Origin of the sequence: Anaeromyxobacter diazotrophicus (assembly GCF_013340205.1) — a bacterium.
Classification (GTDB): Bacteria; Myxococcota; Myxococcia; order Myxococcales; family Anaeromyxobacteraceae; genus Anaeromyxobacter_A; species Anaeromyxobacter_A diazotrophicus.
Genome location: NZ_BJTG01000003.1, coordinates 20541 through 39017, shown reverse-complemented (window position 1 = coordinate 39017; position 18477 = coordinate 20541). Strand labels below are relative to the sequence as shown.

The following is an 18477-nucleotide window of genomic DNA, read 5'->3' as shown; positions in this document are numbered from 1 at the left end:
GCGGCGTGATCACGGTCAGGCCGGCAGCGCTGGGAACCGCTACCGCGGCACCGCCTTGAGGCGGCCGCTCCGCCCGCGGCGGGCGTGCTCCACCTCCATCGGATCGACCTCGGAGAACTTCTCGTCCAGCGTCATGAGGACGCCGCGCAGGTGCTCGGTGGTGGTGGTGCGCCGCTCGCGCTCGATCTCCTTCGGATCGCGGTGCACGAACTTCTCGTCGGGCGTGATCTTGAAGAGCGGCTGGCCCTTCTGCACCACCGTGCCGTCGGCGCCCTGCATGAGGACCTTGTCGACGCGGCCGGAGAAGGGCGCCCGCATCGTGTTGAACATCTTCATGACCTCGACGATGTAGAGCGGCTGGCCCTTCTGGAAGTGCATCCCCTCGTGGACGAAGGGCGGCTTCCCGGGCGCCTCCTGCCCGTAGTACATGCCGCCGCAGGCGGCCACGATCTCGTCGGCCTTGGTGGCGGGCGGCGGCACCAGCACCTTCTTCATGCGCGCCTGCAGCTCCGGGTCGCTGAGGTGCGAGGGGATGGTGACCTCGAGGTCCTCCTCGACGCGGAACTCGTAGAAGCGCACCTTCTCCGCGATCATGAAGAGCATCCCGAGCAGCTCGTTCCCGGCCTCGTAGCCGAGGTGCGCGGCGCGGATCTGCTGCCAGGTGTCGGCGTCGTAGCCGCCCTGCGGCGTCTCGCTCTTCAGGATGTCGTTGAGCTTGTAGAACTCCGTCCGCTCGAGCCCGAACGTCCCCCGCAGCGCCGCGTAGAAGCGGAGCGACTTCTGGAGCAGCTCGTGGTCGTGGTGCCAGATGACCTCGGAGGCCGGCTTCTCCGGGTCGTACGCCATGTTGAGGTACTGGTAGGTGTCGTGCAGCACGCCGAGCGGGTTGCGGAGCCAGAGGATCCGGCCGTCCTGCAGCTGGTAGAGCTTCCGGTTGAGCGAGAGCCACCCCGAGAGCAGGTGCGGATCGTCGAGCAGCCGCTCCATGGGCCGCAGGAGCAGGGTGGCCTTGCGGTCCAGCACCTCGGCCATGGCCCGGGCGACGGCGGCGTCGCCGCCGGCGGCCGCGGCGACCTCCTTCGCGTAGTGCTTCTTCAGCTCGGCGAAGGCGAACCCGAGGTCGACCTTGTTCCCCTCCTCCTTCAGCCGGCCGGCCAGCGTGAGGTACGGGACGACGAAGCGGGTGGTGGGCTTCGCCAGCACGTTCTGGCCGATGAACCAGTTGACGAGCCCGTAGTGGAACTCGAGGTTGGTCGCGAGGTTCACCCCGCGTACCTTCATCCGACCCATCACGTGCGAGAGGTGCCGGTAGCTCGCCAGCCGGTCGTCGCCGGTGGTGAGGAGCAGCGCCAGGTTGGAGTCGTAGGCGCCCGCCACCTTGTAGCGCATGAACAGGCCGGTGTCGGGGTTGGGCAGGCTGATGCCCTGGTCGTCGCGGATCTCGCCCTCGATCGGCGGCGACCAGTGGCGGATGAGCCCGCCGGCGTGCGGCGAGAGCGAGGCGTCGGTGGCGTTGAGGCGCGCCTCCACCGAGGCGCGGAAGCGCGGCAGGCGCCGCGGCTTCGGCAGCCGCTCGCCGTGGCGGGCGAGGAGCGCCATCGCCTCCACCAGCGACTCCACCACGAACCGGTCGGACGGATCGTCCGGGTTCTCGAACTCCAGCCCGTAGCAGAGCTCGGTGACCCGGTGCTCGACCTGGATGCGGGTGTTGACCTCCATGAAGTAGTACCGGTCGCGGTCGACGATGCACTCGAAGGTCGAGGCGGAGTCGAGGCCGACCGCCTCGCCGAAGCGCGCGGCGTCCTCCTCCATCCGCTTCAGGATGTCGAGGTCGGTGCGGAGCGCCCGCGCCTCCTCGGCGCGGCCCGCCTCCTCGGCGGCGGCGATGGAGGCGGCGAGGCCCTCCTGCGTCACCGAGACCTCGAGCAGCTTCTGCTCGTGCATCTGCAGCGAGCAGTCGCGGCCGCCCAGCGACACGCACCAGCGGCCGTTGCCGAGGAGCTGGATCTCGTTGTGGCGCGTCTGCTCGATGTTGAGCTCGATGAGGACGTTCTTGTTGTCCCCGACGCCGGTGGCCTTGACCTCGGAGAGCACCTCGCGCACCAGCGCCGGGGCCTCGCTCGCCGCCTCCTCGATCAGCTGATCGTCGGGGCTGCGGGCGCCGAGCAGCTTCGCCCCCAGGATGCGCTGGCCCTTGCCGCCGCCGCCGCCGATGGCCTTGAGGCGGATCCGGCTGCCCGGGTACTTCCGGAACATCTCCGTCACCTCGTGCTGCACCTCGGCCCCGAGCTCGTCGATGGAGAAGAGGTCCATCCCCTTCGCGTACGAGCCCGCCAGCACGTGCTCGGCCAGCTCCTCGAGCGGCGCCTCCTCCAGGATCTTCGGGTCGATGTGGAACTCGCGCGCCTCGTCCACGAGCTGGAGCTTCTTGCGGGTGTCGAACTTCTTGAGCAGCGCCCGCGCCGCGACGTTGTTCACGCCCGGCGTCACCGAGACGCCCACCTCGAGCGCGGTGCGCTTCGCCTCGTCCTTCTTGCCGGCGCGGTCCTGGACGCTCGAGTTGGGGCCGATGAAGGTGAGGCCGGCCTGCTCGACGGTGGCCACGAACTCGCCGTCTTCGGCCATGAAGCCATAGCCCGCGAAGACCGAGTCGTAGCCGTTGTCCTTCGCGATCTGCACGATCTGGTGCATCCGCTCGACGCGCTCCTCCTTGCTCGCGCCGGTGTAGTCGGGCACGCGGTGGACGCGGCGGGTGTCCGAGAGCTGGCGCAGCTCGGGCGCGAGCGCGTTGGCGTAGACGATCGAGTCCTTCTCGGAGAGCAGGATCCCGTAGTGGGTGATCCCCATCTCCTCGAACACGTCCATCGCCTCCTTGCGGATCGGGCCGCGGCAGACGATGAGCGGCTTCAGGTCCTCGCAGGCGAAGGAGCGCGCCCAGGCGGAGGGGCTCCGCGCCAGCCGGCGGTCGCGGTGGGTGAGCGGGTTGCCGTTGTACCAGTCGATCGGGGTGGGCATCGGGATCGGTTCTCCGGTCATGACGTTCGAGGGGGGTCGCGCCTGGCGGCCGCTAGTGGAACTCGCGCTGCGGGCCGCTCATCGGCGAGGGCTTGTAGTGCCGGAGCAGGAAGGCGAGGTTCGTGCCGAGCTCCTTGCGCAGGTCGGTGGGCATGACGAGCGAGGAGATGGAGCCGAGGGAGAGGCCCTCCTTCGGGTTCATGAGCTCGCGCTCGTAGCGGCGGGAGAGCGCGGCCTCCTCCTGCTTCAGCCACTCGGCGGCGTCCTTCTCCGCCCCGCGCTTCGCCTCGGGCGGCTCGACGCCGGCCGCCACGCGCTGCTCGGTGCCCTTCTTCACCCGCTCGGCCATCGCGCTGCGCAGCTTGCGGAGCTCGTCCTTGTAGACGAACTCCTTGCCGGCCGGTCCCATCACGGCGAGGCGGGTGGTGGGGAGCGCCAGCACCAGGTCGGCGCCGGTGGGGTAGTTGTTGTAGGAGGCGTAGGCGCCGCCGAACGCGTTGCGCAGGATGAGCAGGATGCGCGGCGTGCGCACGTCGACGATGGCGTCGAGCATCGAGCGGCCCGCCTGCACGATCCCGCGGCTCTCCTGCTCGCGGCCGGGCAGGAAGCCGGTGGTGTCCTCCATGAAGATGATGGGGGTGTTGTAGAGGTTGCAGAAGCGGACGAACCTCGCGATCTTCGTGGCCGAGTCGCAGTCGATCTGGCCGGAGGCGACGGCGCTGTTGTTGGCGACGAAGCCGACCACGTGCCCGCCCAGCCGGCCGAAGGCGGTCACCACCTCCTTGGCGCGCTCCGGCTGCATCTCGAAGAAGTCGCCGTAGTCGCACACCTGCTGGATGATGATCGACACGTCGAACGGCGTGTTGAAGCCGGTCGACGAGTTGAACGCCTTCTTGAGCAGGGTGTTGATCTCCCAGGTCTTGCGGTCGATGGGATCGGTCGTGGGCTGGAAGGGGGGCGCGACGGAGTTGTTGTCGGGGATGTAGCCGAGCACGCGCACCGCCTGGCGCAGCGCTGCCAGCTCGTCCGCCACGGTGAGGTCGGCCACGCCGGTCGCGCCGTGGACCTTGGGGCCGCCCAGCTCCTCGGGGGTGATGTCCTCGCCCAGCACCGACTTCACCACGCCCGGGCCGGTCAGCCCGAAGAAGGTGTCGGCGGGCTGGATCACGAAGCTGCCCTGCCGCGGCAGGTACGAGCCGCCGCCGGCGTTGAAGCCGAACATGCACATGATCGAGGGGACCACGCCGCTGATCTTGCGCAGCGCGGTGAAGGCCTCGGCGTAGCCGTCGAGCCCGCCCACGCCCGCCGGCACGAAGGCGCCGGCCGAGTCGTTCATGCCGATGAGCGGGATGCCCTTCTCGCCCGCCAGCCGGAACAGCCGCGCCAGCTTGTTGCCGTTGGTGGCGTCCATGGAGCCGGCGCGGACGGTGAAGTCGTGGCCGTAGCAGGCGACGTCGCGCCCGCGGATCCGGAGGATGGCGGTGACGAGCGAGGCGCCGTCGAGGTTCTTGCCCCAGTTCTGGTAGAGGACGTTCGGCTCCTCGTCCGTCAGCACCCGGATGCGCTCCCAGACCGTCATCCGCTTCTTGGCGTGCTGCTTCTCGATCTGCTCGATGCTGACCGAGCGCACCGGCCGGTGGATGAGGTCGTGCCCCTCCTTCATCACCTCCTCGTACGCGCCGGTGGCGCGCGCGATCTCGCCCGGGATGTTGAACTCCACCTTCTCCGGCGGATCGAGGGGGTTCGTCAGGATGGGCTTCAGCACTTTGGTGGACATCGACGCGTTCCTCCGGAGGGACGGTGGCGGTCCCTGGTGCAGAGCGAGCGAATCGCCCCGGTCCGCGGGGGGGCGGGCCGTTCGAGGGGTCGGGCGAAAACGGATCGTGAAATACTGACAAATGACGGGGCGGATGGGCAAGGCCCTTGGCGTGCTTTCGCTCGGACGCAGCGCGGCAACTGCGCGCGATCAATCGCCGGAGACGAGCGCCGGCGCGGCGACCGCCCCGCCGGCCGCGCCCGCCCCGAGCTGGCCCCGGTCCCCGGCGCCCCAGCACGCGACGCCGCCGTCCTGGAGCAGCGCGCAGGTGTGATCGAAGCCCGCCGCCACGGCGCGGGCCGGCGCCACCGGCGCGGTGACGAGCCCGCGCGGCGTGGGCGCCGCCGCGAGCTGCGACTGGTCGTTGGCCCCGAAGCACACCACCTCGCCGGCCGCGCCCACCGCGCAGGTGTGCCGGTCGCCCGCCGCGACCGCCGCCGGCGCGACCCCGGGCAAGGCGACCGGGGCGGGACGCGGGACGCTCACGAGCGCGCTGTCGCCGCCGCTCACCTGCCCGGACGCGTTCGCCCCCCAGCAGTAGAGCGCGCCGGCCGCCACCGCGCAGGTGTGGGCCGCCCCGGCCGCCAGCGCGGTGGTGCCTTGCGGCAGCCCCGCCACCCCGACCGGGCGCGGCTGGTCGGAGGACCCGCCGTCGCCGAGCTGAAAGGAACCTCCGGCGCCCCAGCAGAGGACGCCGCCCCCCACCAGCGCGCAGGTGTGCCGGTCGCCGGCCGCGAGCGCCGACGGGGCGGCCGCCAGCCCGGAGGCCGGCGCGGGGACGGCGCGGTCGGCCTGGGCGCCGTCCCCGAGCTGGCCGGAGTCGTCGCTCCCCCAGCACCACACGCCCCCGCCCGCCGCGGCGCAGGTGTGGCCGTAGTACGTGGCCGAGGGGGGGGCCGCGGTCTCGCCGCCTCCGGCCGCGACCAGCGACGCGGGCCCGGGCAGGCCCTGCACCCGCACCGGCGCCGGCCGCTGCACGCGGGTGCCGTCGCCGAGCGCGCCGGTGGTGTTGTCGCCCCAGCAGTAGACCGCGCCGTCCTGGGCCAGCACCGCGCAGCCGTGGACGAAGCCGGCCGCCAGGGCGGAGGCCGGGCCGGGCAGCGCGACCGCCACCGGCACGGCGCTGCCCTGGGCCGTCCCGTCGCCGAGCTGACCGTGCTCGTTCGCGCCCCAGCACCGGACCGCGCCGTCCTCGAGGAGCGCGCAGGTGTGCGCGAACCCGGCGGCGACGGCGGTGGCGCGCCGGCACGCCTCGCCGCTCCGCAGCCAGCCGGGGGCGCAGGCGACCGCGCAGGCGTGGGCGAGGCAGGCGGGGATCGCGTGCGGGTCCGCGGCGGCGGGGCAGCTCGCGCAGGCGCCCCCGCAGTGCGCGGCGTCCTCCGGGGCGCAGGCGCCGCCGCAGCTCACCTGCCCGGCGCCGCAGGCCGAGGCGATGAGCGAGGGGGAGGCGCCGTGCTCGACGAGCGTGTCGCTGCACGCCGGCGCCCACGCGGCTGCGGCGGCGGCGAGGGCGAGGAGGGCGGCGCGGCGGGCGAAGGTCATGACCGGCTCCTAGAAGCCCCACAGCGCGAGGAGCGCCACCGACGCGGCCGGGCGCGCCGTGAGGCGCTCGTTCACCCGCAGCGCCTGGGCGCCGAGGCCGAGATCGAGGCCGACGCGGAGGGGGCCGAGCGGCGCGGTGATGAGGCCCGCCGCCCCGAGGGAGAGCACGCCCGAGTCGAAGCTCTTCCGGCTCACCGCCAGCCGCTGCCAGGCGTAGCCGAACCCCAGCTCCGGCCCCGCCTCCACCAACACGCGCCCGGTGTTGAGCGGGTAGAGCCCCGCCACCGCGGCCCCGACGTACCACGCGTCGTAGCGCAGCCCGGCGTCGTCCGCGCTCTTGCCGAGGTAGTCGAGGCGGACGCGCAGGCCGAAGGGCCCGAGCTCCTTCCGGGCGCCCACCTCGAACGACGGCGCGAGCCCGAAGCCGGAGAGCGCGAGCGTCTTCACGCCGGCGCCCGCGAAGAGCAGGCCGGGCTTCGGGCCGCCCTTCGCGCGGGCCAGCTCGTAGCGCGTGGGCGACAGGGGCGGCAAGCGCAGCGTCGCGCCGCGCTCGAGGACGAGATCGGCGCCGGCCCGGCCCTCGGGCGCGCGGCGCTCGACGCGGTAGCTCCCGGCCGGCAGGGCGAGCGTGACCGGGCGCTCGCCGCCCGCCACCTCGGCCAGGATCGACATGGGCCCGCGCACCACGTAGCCGGCGCCCGGGTCGCGCGGGAGGGTGAGCCGCGCGTCGGCGCGGCGCAGGTCGGAGAGCACCACGTCGCCCCGCCCCGACATCTTCATCTCGTAGGTGGCGTGCTGGGCGCCGCCGGCCGTGGTGAGCGTGCCGGCCAGCGTCTGGGCGGCCGTGTAGCGGAACGCCTCCGCCAGCGTGACGAGCCCGTCACCGTCGGCGTCCCCGGCGCCGCGCAGCGCCACCTCGAGGTGGTGGGTGAAGAAGCTGCCCCCGATGGCGGCCGACTCCTGCGCCGCCTCCCCGACCGCGGTCGAGGCCACGAAGGCGGTGCCGCGCACGCTCTCGCCCGACGGGAGCGGGAAGTCGAGGGCGGGCGCGGCGGTGGCGCCCTTCACCTGGGTCAGGAGGCCCGCCTCGCAGGCGTCGACGATGGCGACCTTCGCGTCGGCGGAGGCGCCGCCGACGAGCGCGCGCAGCTCGTCGAAGGAAACGCGCTCGTCCCCCAGCTCCAGCCCACCCGCGCCCGCGTGGCCGGAGTAGTAGAAGACGAGCAGCGTGTGCTGCCCGGTGCGCCGCGCCTCGGCGAGGCGCGCCTCCGTCGCGCGCAGCGCCGCCCGCAGCTCGCCGGCGCGGGGGCCGCGCAGGAACACGACCTGGTCGGCGGGGAAGTCGCCCAGCTCGACGAGCGCCTCGCGGAAGTGCTCCGCGTCCTTCTCCGCGAACCAGAGCCGCGGCCGGCCGGCGGTGCCGGCGTTCGAGCCCACCAGCACCGCGTACCGCGCCGGCGCGCCGCGCGCGGCGGCCGGCGCGAGGAGCGCCAGCGCGAGCGCGGCGGCGGCGGCGAGCCGGTTCACGGGCGCTTCTCGAGCAGCAGCGTCGCCTGCGCCGTCTCCTCGGGCAACCCGGGGAGCGCGCCCGCCGCGCGCACCGCCGCCTCCCCGCCGCCGGCGGCGGCGAGGACCGCGCGCTCGACCTCGCCGTAGGGGAGCGGCCGGGGCGAGCAGACCGCGTAGAGGCGCTCCGGGCCGCCCCGCCCATCGAGGTGGGCGCCGCCGGGGAGCGTGGCCGGCGCGCGGAGCTCGGCCGCCGCGCCGCCGCCCGCCGGGAAGAGGCACGACACCTGGCCCGCGGCGTCCACCGAGACGAGCCAGAGCCGGCAGGCCCGCGGCGGGCGAACCTGGAAGCGCACGTCGGCGGCCGCCGGCACCGCCGCCCCGTCCTGGGCCGCCCGCGCGCCCCCCGGCGTCTGCACCCATACGGCGAGCTCGAGCGCGCCGCCCTTCGCGCCCACGTAGTCGCGCGGCGGCCGCGCCCACAGGAAGACCGCCGCCGCCGCCGCCGCCGCGAGGGGCGCGACCAGCAGCCGCCAGCGCCCGGGGCGGGCCACGGCCCGCGGCCGGGAGCGCTCGACCACCGCCGCGACGGTGGCGGGGAACACCTCCCGCCGGAAGGTCTCGCCCTCCTGCTCCAGCTCCGCGAGCCGTGCCCGGCAGCGCGGGCAGCCCGCGAGGTGCGCCTCGACCTCGGCGTCCGGGCCGAGGAGGTGCTGCTCCAGCTCGAGCTCCGACGGGCAGCGGCTCACGGCTCGCCTCCCGCGAGGAGCTGCCGCGCGCCCTCGAGGAAGCGCGCCAGCTTGCGGTGGACGGTCCGGCGCGAGATGCCGAGCGCGCTCGCCAGCTCCTCGTGCTCCAGGCCGTCCACGAGCACGCCCACCGCCACCGCCTGCGTCTGGGCGTCGAACCGCGCCAGCACCTCGCGCGCCAGCCGCCCCGCGGGGTACGGCGCCGCCGCGGCCGGCGCCAGGTCGAGCGCATCCTCCCCCTGCTCGCCGCGGCGCCGCACGTCGCGCCGCAGGTTCAGGCAGTGGTTCGTCGCGACGCGGTAGATCCAGGGCAGCGCCGTGTCGCGGGCGGCCAGCTTCCCCATGTCGCGCAAGAGCTTCACGAAGACCTCCTGCGTCGCGTCGCGAGCGGCCTCGCGATCGCGCAAGAGCCGCAGGCAGCGGCGGTACACGGCCGGCCCGTACTCCCGGTACAGGAGCACCACCCGCTCCTCGTGGCTGGACGCGCGCGCGCCTGGCATCCCCGGTCCGGCGACCTCTCCCGTGGGTCCTGCGGATCTACTTACGGTCCGCGCCGGGCGGGCGCGCGTCCAGGCGGGTCGTCCCACGGCCTCCACACCGCTTCCACACCCCGGCCTCGGGCGATGGGACAGCCCCGGGCCGGGCGGCGCGCGCCCGCCGGGCGGGACGGGCTGCGGGTGCCCGCCCCGCCCAGGCACCGCCACCTCACGGCACCGTGGCGGGCCGGTGGGCGGAGAGCGGCGCGGCCGCGTGCGCCCGCTCGTGCACCTGGGCCAGCCGGCCCAGCGCGAAGGCGGCCACCGCCAGGACGGCGTCGCGCGCGGCGATGTCGAGGAAGTGTCCGGTGGTGAGCAGGTCGATGGTGATGGCGGCGAGCCACGCCGCCGCGACGAAGCCGAAGTACCTGGCCTTGCCCGCCAGGATGGCGGCGCCGACGACGATCTCGACGACGCCCGCGGCGCGCATGAAGGCGCCCGGGCTGATGGGCAGGAGCCGCTGCGCGAGCGGGCTCAGGTACTGCGCCCAGTCGGTGAGCAGGTTGGTGAACTTGTCGAGCCCGGCCACGATGGGCACGACCCCGAGCGCGACGCGCAGCGCCCAGTACGCCGAAGCGGTGTGTCGCTCTTCCATGACGTTCTCCTCTTGCATCGAGTTCTCCCTTCCGCCCCGTCGGATGGCGGGGCCCCGCCCCGCGTGACGGGTGAAACGGGGCGGGCGCCGCCGCATCCAAGGGGGAGGAGGCCACATGGACGGTGCGACGCACGGGGTGGGCCGAGCCGAGGCGGGGCGAGCCGCGGGGGCGGGCGCGCTCGCGGACGACGAGCTGGTGAGGAGGGTGGTGGCGGGCGACCGCGCGCTCTTCGAGGTGCTCATGCGGCGGCACAACCCGCGCGTCTACCACGCCATCCGCGGCATCCTGCGCGACGAGGCCGAGGTGGAGGACGCGATGCAGCAGACGTACCTCCTCGCCTACGCCCACCTGGCGGACTTCGCCGGGGCGTCCTCGTTCACCACCTGGCTCACGCGCATCGCGCTGCACGAGGCGCTCGGGCGCGTGCGCCGCCCCACGCACCTCGTGCCGATCGGGGACCTGGACCTGCCGGAGGACACCGTGACACCGCCCCCCGAGTCGCCCGAAGAGCACGCCGCCTCGCGGGAGGCGGCGCGGTACCTCGAGCGCTGCCTCGACCGCCTGCCCCCCCTCTACCGCGCGGTCGTGATGCTGCGCGACGTGGATCAGCTCACCACCGCCGAGGCCGCCGAGGCGCTGGACGTGACCGAGGAGACGGTGCGCGTCCGGCTGCACCGCGCGCGGCTGGCGCTGCGCCGCGGCATCGCCGCCGACGTGGCGCGGGGCGCCGCGCTGGCGTTCCCCTTCTTCGCGCCCCGCTGCGACCGGGTGGTGTCCCGGGTCATGGCCGAGCTGCCGCCGGGCTGACGCCCGCCGCGCGCTCCGGTCGCGCGGGGCCTCCCCAACTGGACGGGTCCCGCGGAGCGCGCGGCCGGGGTGAACGTGCTGACGGCCCGGAGGACCCGCATGCCGCTCGCTCTCGCCCTCACCCTCGCCGTCGCGCTGGCGCCCGCCGCCGTCCCCGCCGCGTCCGGCGACGAGGCGCCCGGCGCGCCCGCCCCGGCCAAGGAGGAGCCGCCGCCCCAGCCTCCGTCGAAGGAGCAGCCCTCGCTCGCGCCGCGCGAGCCGCGCCCGCCGGCGCTCGACTTCGACCTCCTCCCGCCGCCCAAGGAGCAGGGCAACCCCGACCTGGAGCGGCAGGTGAAGGCGCGGCGCCACCTGCTCGAGCTGCACCAGGGCGCGGGGCTCGCCACCTGGGCGGCCCTCGCCGCCACGGTGGTGGTCGGGCAGCTCGACTTCAACGACCGGTTCCGCGGGGGAGGCGACACCGGCAAGTACCACGCCTGGCACACCGGGCTCGCCTACGGCACGAGCGCCCTCTTCCTCGGCACGGGCCTGCTGGCCCTGCTCGCGCCCAAGCCCTACCCCACCCCGCTCCGCCTCGACACGGCGCTCCTCCACAAGATCGCCATGGGGACCGCCGCGGCGGGGATGGTGGCGCAGATCGTGCTCGGGATGGCCGCGCGCGGCCAGGCGGGCAGCGTCTCCGAGCGCCACCTCGCCACCGCCCACCAGATCGTCGGCTACGGCACCCTCGGGGCCATGACCGTCGGCGTGGTGGTGCTCCTCTTCTGAGGTCCTCGATGCCGGCCCTCCTCGCCGCCCTCCTCCTCGCCGCGCCGGCCGCCGCGCCGCGCACGTTCGACGTGCTGCCGGGCAGCACCATCACCTACCGGCTCGTGCACAAGTTCCACACCGTGACCGGCGTCTCGCGGGCGGTGGAGGGCAAGGCGCGCCTCATGCCGGACGGCACCGTGCAGGTGATGGTGCGGGCGCCGCTCGACTCGTTCGACTCGGGCAACTCGAACCGCGACGCCCACATGCGCGAGGCGACGGCGGCGGGCACGAACCCGTACGTCGCGCTCAAGGCGGTGGGCCGGGCGCCGCCGCCGGAGCGCTACCCCGCCGAGGAGGCGGTGGCGCTGCGGGGCGAGCTCACGCTCAAGACCGCGCGCCCGGTGGAGCTCCCGGCGCGGGTCCGCTTCGAGTCGGCCGAGCGCGCCTCGGTGAAGAGCACGTTCCCGGTGAGCCTGGAGGAGCACCAGGTGGAGCGCCCCTCGCTCATGTTCGTGAAGGTGGACGATCGGGTCGAGATCGACGCCGCGCTCCTGCTCGGGGCCGAGCCGTGAGCTGCACGCGGAGGGCGTTCCTGCGCTGCGCGGCGGGCGGCGGGGTGGCGGCCGCCGCGGCGGCGCTCGGCGGCTGCGCCCCCGGGATCGACCCCGCGCCGCTGGTGGAGGTTCCGGCCGCCGCGGGGGGCCGGCTCACGCTCGCGGTCGCGAGCTACCCGCAGCTCGACCGCCCCGACGGCGCGGTGCGGGCGCACGGGCCGGGCATCGAGCCGCCCATCCTCCTCGTCCGCACGCCCGCCGGCGGCTTCGCAGCGCTGTCGAGCGTCTGCACGCACAAGGCCTGCCCGCTCGGCACGGAGGGGTTCGAGATCGTCTGTCCCTGCCACGCCTCGCGCTTCGACCAGGCCGGCCACGTGACGAACCCGCCCGCGCTCCTGCCGCTCCCCACCTTCCCGGCGAGCTACGATCCCGCCACCGGGGTGCTCACCGTCGAGCTCACGGCCGCGGCCGGCCCGTGAGAGGCGGGGACCCCCCCGTGCACGGAGGTGACATCCGCCGCTACGGCGCCGCCTCCGGTGGCCGGACCGCCGCCCCCGGCGCGCCCGCCTCGGCCAGCGCCTCGAGCGACCTCCCCTCCGCCGCCACGCCCAGCACGGCCGCCACGGCGGCGGCGGCGAGCATGAGCGCCGCGCCGGCGAGGTAGCCGTGCATGACCTGGGTCCGGCTCCCGCTCTGGATGAGCGCGCCGAAGAGCGCGGGGGCGACGAGGCCGCCGGCGGCGGTCCCGACCGCGAAGAAGAGCGCGATGGCGAGGCCGCGCAGCTCGACCGGGAAGAGCTCGCTCACGGTGAGGTAGGCGGAGCTGGCCGCCGCCGACGCCACGAAGAAGACGGCGCACCAGAGCGCCGTCTGCGTCGCCGCGGTGAGCCAGCCCTGCGCGAACGCCCAGCCGGTGCCCGCGAGGAGCACGCCGGAGAGGCCGTAGGTGAGCGCGATCATCGCCCGGCGGCCGACGGTGTCGAAGAGCTTCCCGAGCGCCAGCGGGCCGAGCAGGTTGCCGGCCGCGAAGGGCAGCAGGTAGAGGCCGACGCGGTCGCTCGGGACGCCGTAGAAGCGCCCCAGGATGAGGGCGTAGGTGAAGAAGATGGCGTTGTAGGCGAACGCCTGCGCCACCATGAGCGCGAGGCCGAGCACGGTCCGGCGCAGGTGCTGCCGGAGCAGCACCCGGGCGATGACCCCGAAGCCCACCGCCCCCTTCACCTGGAACGGCCGCGGCGGGGCGGGCGCGGCGAGCGGGCGCTGGATCGAGCGCGTCACCTCCGACTCGATGGCGGCGATGACGCGCTCGGCGTCGTGCTCCCGGCCGTGGAGGAGCAGCCAGCGCGGGCTCTCCGGGACGTGGCGGCGCACGCCCAGCACCGCGAGCCCCAGCGCGCCGCCGATGGCGAAGCAGGCGCGCCAGCCGAGCGCCGGCGGGAGGACGTGCGGGTCGAGCAGGAGGAGCGTCGCGGCGGAGCCGAGCGCGGTCCCGAGCCAGTAGGTGCTGTTGATGGCGAGGTCGGCCCGGCCGCGCAGCCGGGCCGGCATGAGCTCGTCGATGGCGGAGTTGATGGCCGCGTACTCGCCGCCGATGCCGGCGCCGGTGAGGGCGCGGAAGAGCACGAACGACCCGAAGCCCCAGGCGAGCGCGGTGAGCAGGGTCGCGGCGGTGTAGACGCCCAGCGTGACGAGGAAGAGCCGCTTGCGGCCCAGGGCGTCGGTCAGGCGGCCGAACAGGAGCGCGCCCAGGATGGCGCCGAGCAGGTAGCCGCTCGCGGCGAGCCCGAGCTGGCGCTCGGACAGGTGGAGCGTGGCCGGCTCGGCCAGGACGCCCGCCACCGCGCCCACCAGGGTGACCTCGAGCCCGTCGAGCACCCAGGTGATGCCGAGCGCCACCACGAGCCGCAGGTGCCAGCGCGACCACGGCAACCGGTCGAGCCGCCCCGGGACGTCGGAGTGGAGCCAGCTCCCCCGTGCGCGCGCCCCGGCGGCCATCCCCTCACGCTAGCCACGGCCGCCCAGCCGCACGAGCGGCGGCGGGAGCGGCCGCGCCAGGCTGCGGCTCGTCAGCTCCACCCAGGCGCGCGCCGCGGCGGGCAGCCAGGCGCCGCGGCGCCAGGCGAGCGCCAGGTCCCAGGCGATGACCGGGTCCGCCAGCGGGACGGCGGCGAGCCGCGACGCCGGCAGGGCGCGGCAGAGCGTGCCGGGGAGGAGCGCCGCGCCCACGCCCGCCGCGGCGAGCCCCGCGATGAAGTCCCACTGCGCGCTCTCGGCGGCCACCTGGGGCGTGAACCCGGCGGCGCGGCACGCCTCGAGGATGCGCCCGTGGAGGACGAAGTCGGGGCGGTAGAGGACGAGCGGGGTCGCGGCGAGGTCGCGCAGGGCGAGCCGACGGCGGCGCGCCAGCGGGTGCCGCGGGTGGAGCACCGCGCGCAGCACGTCGCGGTGGAGCGGCAGGACCTCGAGCGCGGCCGAGGTCGGGAGCAGCGTCACGCCGAGGTCGAGGTCGCCGGCCAGTACCAGCTCCTCGACCCGGCGCGCGCCCTCCTCGCGCACCGCCAGCTCGACCCCCGGGTGCGCGCGCCGGTAGCCGGCGATCACCCCGGGGAAGAGCGAGGCGCCCACCATGGGCGGCAGCCCGACGCGCAGCCGGCCGCGCCGGACCGCCGCCACGTCGCCCACCGCCTCCTCCACCGAGCGCAGCGCGTCGAGGACCGCCTGCGCGCGCTCCGCCACCGCGCGCCCGGCGTCGGTGAGCTCCACCCGGCGGCCCGCGCGGAGCAGGAGCGGCACCCCGAGCTCCTCCTCCAGGCCCTTCACGAGCTTGCTCACCGCCGGCTGGGTGAGGTGCAGCGCGGCGCCGGCGCGGGTGAACCCGCCCTGCCGCACCACCGCCGCGAAGGCCCTCAGCGATCGGACGTCCATGGTTTTCCTCCATGCCATTCCGGCATGATCAGCATGAAATCTATTCATTTTTGCCATGGCTCGCGAGCGGTTACGTTCGCGCCATGACGCTCGCCCCGCGGCTGCGGCCGCTCCTGCAGATCGCGGCGCTGCTCCCGTTCTGGGCGGCGGGCGCCGCGCTGGCGGCGGCCCTCCACCTGCCCGTCCCCGGCCCGGTGCTCGGGCTCGGCCTGCTGCTCGCCGCGCTCCAGCTCGGGCTGGTGCGGCCCGCCTGGTTCGAGGAGGGCGCGAGCTGGCTCATCCGCCACATGCTGCTCTTCTTCGTGCCGGCGGCGGTCGGGGTGGTCGCCTACCCGGCGCTCCTCGGGGGCGAGGGGCTGCGCATCCTGGCGGTGGTGGCGGTGAGCACGGTGGCGGTCATGGTCGCGACCGGCGCGGCCGCCGAGGCCGTCGCGCGCCGCCGGAGCGCGCGCCGATGAGCGGGGCGGGCTGGCTCCTCGCGACCGTCGCGCTCTACCTGGCGGCGCGGCGCGCGCACGCGCGGCTGCGGACGCCGCTCGCCTCCCCGCTCCTCGTCGCGCCGGCGGCGCTGGTGGCCGCGCTCGCGGCCGGGCACGCCGGCTACGACGCCTACCTGCGCGGGGGGCGCTGGCTGCTCGCGCTGCTCGGGCCCACCACCGTCGCGTTCGCGCTGCCGCTCCACCGCCACCGCGCCCTCCTCCGCGAGCAGGCCGCGGAGCTCGGCGCGGCCGTCCTGACCGGCTCGGTGGTGGCGGTGGCGAGCTCGCTCGTCCTGGCGCGCGCGCTCGGGCTCGACCCCGAGGTCGCGCGCAGCCTGGCGCCGCGCTCCATCACCACGCCCTTCGCGATGCTGGTGGCGCGCGAGCTGGGCGGCGCGCCGGCGCTGGCGGCCGTGTGCGTCATCCTGACCGCGCTGGTGGGGCTGGTCGTGGGCCCGGCGCTGGCCGCCTGGCTCCCGCTGCGCAGCGCCACCTCCAGGGGCGCGCTGCTCGGCATGGGTGCGCACGGCGCCGGGGCCGCCCGCGCCATGGAGCTCGGGGCGGTGGAGGGTACCGCCGCGGCGCTCACCATGATCTGCGCCGGGCTCCTGCTCCTCCTCGCCGCGCCGGGCCTGCGCTGGTTGCTGCACTTCGCGCCCTGGTAGCCTAATCTCTCGGGCCGTGCTCGCCCCGGCCGCCGCCCTGCTCGCCCTCCTCGCCGCCGCGCCCGCCGGCGGCGCGCCGGCGCTCGCGGTCGCCGCCGCCGCCAACCTCCGCCCCGCCCTCGAGGAGCTCGCCGCCGCCTTCCAGGCGCGCCACCCGGGCGGCGCGGTGCGCGCCACCTACGGCGGCTCCGGCCTGCTCGTCACCCAGATCGCGAGCGGCGCGCCCTTCGACCTGTTCCTCTCGGCCGACGCCGCCTACCCGGCCGAGCTCGCCGCCCGCGGGCTCGCCGACGCCCCCTTCACCTACGCGGTGGGCGAGCTGGTGGTGTGGGTCCCGGCGGGCGCGCCCATCGAGCTCGAGCGGCGCGGGCTCGCGGCCCTCTCCGACCCGCGCGTCGAGCGCATCGCCCTGCCGAACCCGGAGACCGCGCCCTACGGCCGCGCGGCGCGCGAGGCGCTCGCGGCGGCGGGGCTGTGGGACGGCCTGCGCCCGCGGCTCGTGCTCGGCCAGAGCGTGGCGCAGGCGGCCAGCTTCGCCGCGAGCGGCAACGCGCAGGCGGCGTTCCTGCCGCGCTCGCTCGCCGGCGCCCCGCCCCTCGCCCAGGCTGGGCGGAGCTGGCCGGTGCCGGCCTCCAGCCACGCCCCCATCCTCCAGGCGGGCGCGGTGCTGAAGGCCGCCCGCGACCCCGCCCAAGCGCGCGCCTTCGCGGCCTTCCTCCTCTCGGACGAGGGGCGGGCCGTCCTGGCGCGTCACGGCTACCGCGCGCCGCCGAGGTGACGTTGGATCCGGCCGCCCTGCGCCTCAGCCTCGCCCTCGCCACGCTCACCACCGCGGCGCTGCTCGCGCTCGGGCTGCCGCTGGCGCAGTGGCTCGCCACCTCGCGCAGCCGCGCCCGCCCGGTGGTGGAGGCGGTGGTGGCGCTGCCGCTCGTGCTGCCGCCGACGGTGCTCGGCTTCTACCTGCTCGTCGCCTTCGCCCCGCGCGCGCCGCTCGGCCGCGGCTTCGCCGCGCTGCTCGGCCACCCGCTCGCCTTCAGCTTCGAGGGGCTGCTCCTCGCCTCCATCCTCTACAGCCTGCCCTTCGCCGTGCAGCCCTTCGCGGCGGCGCTGGCGCGCGTCGACGTCCGGCTCGTCGAGGCCTCGTACGCGCTCGGCGCCGGGCGGGTCGAGACCTTCCTGCGGGTCTCGCTCCCGCTGGCGCGCCCCGGCGTCGTCGCCGGCGCCGTGCTCGCCTTCGCCCACACGGTGGGCGAGTTCGGGGTGGTGCTCATGGTGGGCGGCAACGTGCCGGGGCAGACCCGCACCCTCTCCATCGCGCTCTTCGACGCCGTCGAGCAGCTCGACTGGGCCGCCGCGCACCGCACCTCGCTCGTCCTGCTCGCGCTCTCCTTCGCCGCCCTGGTCGCGACCCACGCGCTCCAGCGGCGGCCCCCCTCGGCGCGCCCGTGAACGAGCTCGAGCTCGAGGTCGTGCGGCGGTACCGGGGCGGCCCCACCGTGGCGGCGCGCCTCGACCTGCCGGGCGGCGAGGGGCCGGTGACCGTGCTCTTCGGCCCCTCGGGCGCCGGGAAGACCACCGTGCTGCGCTGCCTGGCGGGCCTCGAGCGGCCGGACGCCGGCGCGATCCGCTTCCGCGGCGAGACCTGGTTCGACGCCGCGGCCGGGGTGGACCTCCCGCCGGCGCGGCGCGGGGTGGGGCTGCTCTTCCAGGACCACGCGCTCTTCCCGCACCTCACGGTGGCCGCGAACGTCGGCTACGGCGTGCGCGGGGTCGACCGCGCCGAGCGCGCGCGGCGGGTGGCCGAGGTGGCGGCGCGGCTCGGGGTCGAGGCGCTCCTCGCGCGCCGCCCCGGCCAGCTCTCGGGCGGCGAGCGCCAGCGGGTCGCCCTCGCCCGGGCCCTGGCGGCCCGGCCGCGCCTCCTGCTCCTCGACGAGCCGCTCTCGGCCCTCGACGCGCCGGCGCGCGAGGCACTGCGCGGCGAGCTGCGGGCGACGCTGGAGCGCGCCGGGCTGCCGTCGATCGTGGTCACCCACGACCGGGCCGAGGCCATGGCGCTGGGCGATCGCCTGGCGGTGCTGGCCGGCGGCGGCGTCCGGCAGGTGGGCCCCGTCCACGAGGTGTTCAGCGCGCCCGCCGACCTGGAGGTGGCGCGGGTGGTGGGGACCGAGAACGTCCTGCCGGCGCGGGTCGTCGAGCGGCGCGACGGCCTGGCCCGCGTGGCGGTGGGCCGCGCGCTCGTGTGGGCGCTCGACCCCGGGCGACTGGAGGAGGCGGAGGCGTACGCGTGCCTGCGCGCCGAGGACGTGGTGCTGGAGAGCTCGCCCGCCGCGGCGACGAGCGCGCGCAACGAGCTCGCGGGCGTCGTCGTGGCGACGTCGGCCGAGGGGCCGCTCGTGCGCGTCACGCTCGACTGTGGCTTCCGGCTGGTGGCGCTCGTCACGCGCGACAGCGCCGAGCGGCTGGGCGCCGCCCCGGGCCGCCAGCTGGCGGCGCTGGTGAAGGCGCAGGCGATCCGGCTCGTCCTGCGCCCTCGCTGA

At 75.9% G+C, this 18477-nt stretch carries 18 protein-coding genes; 9 read left to right on the top strand and 9 right to left on the bottom strand.

Features of this window, described 5'->3' with window-relative positions:
• Positions 1–39 precede the first annotated feature (39 nt).
• From HWY08_RS06150 to HWY08_RS06120, 7 genes are all read right to left on the bottom strand, one after another.
• Positions 40–3015: an ATP-binding protein gene (locus HWY08_RS06150; RefSeq protein WP_176063993.1), complete on the bottom strand. Its 2976-nt coding sequence runs from the start codon at positions 3013–3015 to the stop codon at positions 40–42.
• A 52-nt stretch (positions 3016–3067) separates the two neighbouring features.
• Positions 3068–4792 (bottom strand): acyl-CoA carboxylase subunit beta, encoded by a 1725-nt coding sequence (locus HWY08_RS06145; protein WP_176063992.1) that lies wholly within the window; start codon positions 4790–4792, stop codon positions 3068–3070.
• A gap of 189 nt (positions 4793–4981) precedes the next feature.
• The gene (locus HWY08_RS06140) at positions 4982–6373 is read right to left on the bottom strand and encodes an RCC1 domain-containing protein (RefSeq protein ID WP_176063991.1); all 1392 of its coding nucleotides are present in this window, start codon (positions 6371–6373) and stop codon (positions 4982–4984) included.
• 9 nt (positions 6374–6382) lie between these two features.
• The gene (locus tag HWY08_RS06135) at positions 6383–7900 is read right to left on the bottom strand and encodes a caspase family protein (protein ID WP_176063990.1); all 1518 of its coding nucleotides are present in this window, start codon (positions 7898–7900) and stop codon (positions 6383–6385) included.
• Complete coding sequence (locus tag HWY08_RS06130) at positions 7897–8628, bottom strand: DUF4384 domain-containing protein (RefSeq protein ID WP_176063989.1); 732 nt, start codon at positions 8626–8628, stop codon at positions 7897–7899. The genes HWY08_RS06135 and HWY08_RS06130 overlap by 4 nt, the downstream gene beginning before the upstream one ends.
• Complete coding sequence (locus HWY08_RS06125) at positions 8625–9128, bottom strand: RNA polymerase sigma factor (protein WP_176063988.1); 504 nt, start codon at positions 9126–9128, stop codon at positions 8625–8627. The genes HWY08_RS06130 and HWY08_RS06125 overlap by 4 nt, the downstream gene beginning before the upstream one ends.
• A 205-nt stretch (positions 9129–9333) precedes the next feature.
• Positions 9334–9759: a DoxX family membrane protein gene (locus tag HWY08_RS06120; protein ID WP_235969492.1), complete on the bottom strand. Its 426-nt coding sequence runs from the start codon at positions 9757–9759 to the stop codon at positions 9334–9336.
• A 115-nt stretch (positions 9760–9874) separates the two neighbouring features.
• Between HWY08_RS06120 and HWY08_RS06115 the strand changes: the two genes are divergently transcribed.
• The 4 genes from HWY08_RS06115 (at position 9875) to HWY08_RS06100 (ending at position 12350) form a co-directional block, all read left to right on the top strand.
• The gene (locus HWY08_RS06115; protein WP_176063986.1) at positions 9875–10567 is read left to right on the top strand and encodes an RNA polymerase sigma factor; all 693 of its coding nucleotides are present in this window, start codon (positions 9875–9877) and stop codon (positions 10565–10567) included.
• Between the two features lie 99 nt (positions 10568–10666).
• Entirely contained in the window at positions 10667–11335 is a 669-nt protein-coding gene (locus HWY08_RS06110) for a hypothetical protein (RefSeq protein ID WP_176063985.1), read from the top strand.
• Positions 11336–11343: 8 nt separating this feature from the next.
• Positions 11344–11889: a YceI family protein gene (locus tag HWY08_RS06105; RefSeq protein WP_176063984.1), complete on the top strand. Its 546-nt coding sequence runs from the start codon at positions 11344–11346 to the stop codon at positions 11887–11889.
• Positions 11886–12350 carry a Rieske (2Fe-2S) protein gene (locus tag HWY08_RS06100; protein ID WP_176063983.1) on the top strand — a complete coding sequence of 155 codons (465 nt, stop codon included), beginning with the start codon at positions 11886–11888 and terminating at the stop codon, positions 12348–12350. The genes HWY08_RS06105 and HWY08_RS06100 overlap by 4 nt, the downstream gene beginning before the upstream one ends.
• 40 nt (positions 12351–12390) lie before the next feature.
• On the opposite strand, the gene HWY08_RS06095 is transcribed toward HWY08_RS06100, so the two are convergent.
• Positions 12391–13866, bottom strand: coding sequence for an MFS transporter (locus HWY08_RS06095; RefSeq protein WP_176063982.1), 1476 nt, complete (start codon positions 13864–13866; stop codon positions 12391–12393).
• A 9-nt stretch (positions 13867–13875) separates the two neighbouring features.
• A complete protein-coding gene (locus tag HWY08_RS06090) occupies positions 13876–14796 on the bottom strand; it encodes a LysR substrate-binding domain-containing protein (protein WP_176063981.1) in 921 nt (306 codons plus the stop codon).
• An 83-nt stretch (positions 14797–14879) separates the two neighbouring features.
• Between HWY08_RS06090 and HWY08_RS06085 the strand changes: the two genes are divergently transcribed.
• From HWY08_RS06085 to HWY08_RS06065, 5 genes are read left to right on the top strand one after another with little or no spacing between them, the layout of a single operon-like run.
• Positions 14880–15254, top strand: coding sequence for a CidA/LrgA family protein (locus HWY08_RS06085; RefSeq protein ID WP_176063980.1), 375 nt, complete (start codon positions 14880–14882; stop codon positions 15252–15254).
• A complete protein-coding gene (locus HWY08_RS06080) occupies positions 15251–15940 on the top strand; it encodes an LrgB family protein (RefSeq protein WP_176063979.1) in 690 nt (229 codons plus the stop codon). Before HWY08_RS06085 ends, HWY08_RS06080 begins: the two co-directional genes overlap by 4 nt.
• A 16-nt stretch (positions 15941–15956) precedes the next feature.
• Positions 15957–16718: a molybdate ABC transporter substrate-binding protein gene (modA, locus tag HWY08_RS06075; RefSeq protein WP_235969491.1), complete on the top strand. Its 762-nt coding sequence runs from the start codon at positions 15957–15959 to the stop codon at positions 16716–16718.
• A gap of 2 nt (positions 16719–16720) precedes the next feature.
• On the top strand, positions 16721–17389 hold the full coding sequence (gene modB, locus HWY08_RS06070) for a molybdate ABC transporter permease subunit (RefSeq protein WP_176063978.1): 669 nt from the start codon (positions 16721–16723) through the stop codon (positions 17387–17389).
• Complete coding sequence (locus HWY08_RS06065) at positions 17386–18477, top strand: ABC transporter ATP-binding protein (RefSeq protein WP_176063977.1); 1092 nt, start codon at positions 17386–17388, stop codon at positions 18475–18477. Before modB ends, HWY08_RS06065 begins: the two co-directional genes overlap by 4 nt.